The 2,437-nt window shown below is 57.9% G+C and carries 2 protein-coding genes; one reads left to right on the top strand and one right to left on the bottom strand.

Features of this window, described 5'->3' with window-relative positions; translation table 11 throughout:
- The first annotated feature begins 314 nt into the window (after nt 1-314).
- Nucleotides 315-764: a helix-turn-helix domain-containing protein gene (locus U5A58_RS40965; RefSeq protein ID WP_415774368.1), complete on the top strand. Its 450-nt coding sequence runs from the start codon at nt 315-317 to the stop codon at nt 762-764.
- A 794-nt stretch (nt 765-1,558) separates the two neighbouring features.
- Here the strand turns inward: U5A58_RS40965 and U5A58_RS40280 are convergent.
- Nucleotides 1,559-2,020: a MarR family transcriptional regulator gene (locus U5A58_RS40280; protein WP_321918051.1), complete on the bottom strand. Its 462-nt coding sequence runs from the start codon at nt 2,018-2,020 to the stop codon at nt 1,559-1,561.
- Between the last annotated feature and the right edge of the window lie 417 nt (nt 2,021-2,437).

Genomic DNA, 2,437 nt, shown 5'->3' on the forward strand with positions numbered 1-2,437 from the left:
GCCACACAGGGCATACACTACCGATCTCGCATCGCGACAATCCATCATGCGGGCCAAGGCAGTTTTTGGCCCGCTCTCCATGTTTTGCGCTTGCACGGGCAGTCAGATATACGAGGGGGCGGTTGCGGCTTTGCAACGCCCTTTTTTATCACCGCGTCGGTGAGAGCTCGTACGCGACCCTGATCCTGTCGCCACGCTAAGTGTCGTGGTCGGCACCTTTTGCGAGTTGTCGGCAATCGAATTGACCGACTTACTTCCGCAGCTCACTTTCGGACTTTCCGAGACGCCAGCCAGGATTGTGATCTTGGCGTGCCGTGCCACCCGCCTACGTTGCCCACTTGCTTCCCGAGAAGAAAGATGACGCGGACAAGTTGAGCGCACTGAATGCGTTCATGCATGCTGCGGAGACCCGTAGTTTTACTCGTGCAGAACGGATTGGCCTTCCCGCATCGGCCGTCGCGACGGCGATTGCGCGTCTCGAGGAAAGCTGTCGACTCGCCCTTTTCATCGCAGTATGCGAAGCATTGCGCTCACGCACGAAGACGACGTTCTCCTTGCGAGCTGTCTGCGGATTCGTGGAGGGTTCTAGCAGATCGAGGAGCGTCTTGCTGATCGGGCTAAGAACCCTCGGGGAAAGCTACGCGCAAGGATCCAGGTCGCAAGTTCCTAGCTCGCACCGCTACTTCGAGAGTTCATGTCCGAGTTCCCAGAGATCGAGCTTGACCTCGAGTTCCGCGCGGACGGCGCGGGAAGCTTCCTGCTGAGGACTTTTTGTGATGCAGACGGACATGTTGGCTCAGATCTAGAGGGCTGTCAGGGGGGAGAAATATCCTAGCGAGCCGACGACTCTGCGGCGCGAGTAAACAAGATGCTTGGACATCAGCCTAGAGTCTTGCGTCGCCCCCATGCCGGATCGCAACATCGAAGCGGTCCTCGATACGGGATGTGCAGCCGGATATGTGCGTGGCACCACTTCCATCCGTGAAGACATGGGGTGCGTTGATTCAACTCAAGCAAAGCTGCGTCGGAATCGGCTGTATCCCGGACTTTGCGATTCAACGGCAGTTAAGCGCGGGCAGCGTGATACCAGTGCTCAATGAAATATCGACCATGCCGACCAATACCTCTCGACAGGGCCATCGAATCGCAATTTGGCACCGACAATACGCTCATTCGTCGATTTTCTGGCGCGCAAAATGTTCGATGATGACTAGGCCGACCTGCTTGATTGGGTTTCCTAAGCTTGTCCGATTGACCAGCCAACGTAGGGCTGGTGTTGGAGGTAGTCCGTCGGGGTAGAAGTTTGCGGGCGTGTCGCACAGCGGCTACAACTCGAAAGAGCGCGCGACAAGTTCCGTTTGATGCGACGTCGTTTCGAACCACGAGAATCCAAGGCTTGGACTGCAAGTGGAGCGGCGCGGTGGCGCTACGCTGGACGCCGTGGGAGTAACTCGCGGCGGACGCCTCCGGGCCTCGTCCGGCAGGTGATCCGGGCGCAAGCATCATCCTTGTGCCGGACTGATAGCGGCGCCGTCGGGTCCGCTCTGCCGAGCGCGAACTATTTGGAATCGAGAGAGTTAAACAGGTTGCTGCGCAACGTCACGATTGCTTTCTGCAATTTCGAAAACTCTTCGGGCGTTAGTCCAGTCGCGTCCGTAAGGTCTGCGACCTTGAGACTCTTCTCGCGGAGTCGTCGACCGTTTTTTGTCAGACTGACTCGCACCTGACGCTCATCTTCCGGGTCACGTCGGCGTTCCACATAGCCCATCGCTTCAAGTTTTTTCAACATGGGCGTAAGCGTATTCGATTCAAGGAACACCTTTTCGCCCAAACCACTTACCGTCTGGTTATCTTGTTCCCAAAGCGCAATGATCGCTATGAACTGAGGATAGGTCAGTCCAAGTTCATCGAGAATGGGCTTGTATGCCTTGCCGAACGTCAGATTCGTGGAGTAGACGGCGAAGCAAAGATAGTCGGCGAGCGGCAGGGGGGCGTTCGCCGGAAGGTCCGTAGGTTTCATGTGCATCCTCTTCAGACAAAGGCCGATGAGTCGCGAAAAATTGATTAAGTCGTTTGCGATTATATCGCAAGATGATTTAAGCGTGTGATACCGCTTTCCCGGTCTGGTTAGCCATCGCGCTGGGGCGCCATGGCAGGTATCGGCAAGCGAATGTCTCTTTGGAGCTCGGCCTGACCGCGCGATCAGGGCGCCGCACACCGGCGACGATGTTTGGCGACCGGGCGACCGGGCGACCGGGCGACCGGGCGACGGCGGCGGGAGCGCTTAGTGGTGAGCAAAGAGGTCGTTACCAGGCATGTTGACGCGGTTGCCCGTCTCGGAACCAGCGGCGAGCACACCGCCGTATGCCTCTTGCGAGGCGCTCGCGTCGCTGTGCTCGGCGGCGAGCGTTTGCACGCTCTGGCCACGTTGTGACGT

Origin of the sequence: Paraburkholderia sp. J7 (assembly GCF_905220155.1) — a bacterium.
GTDB lineage: Bacteria > Pseudomonadota > Gammaproteobacteria > Burkholderiales > Burkholderiaceae > Paraburkholderia.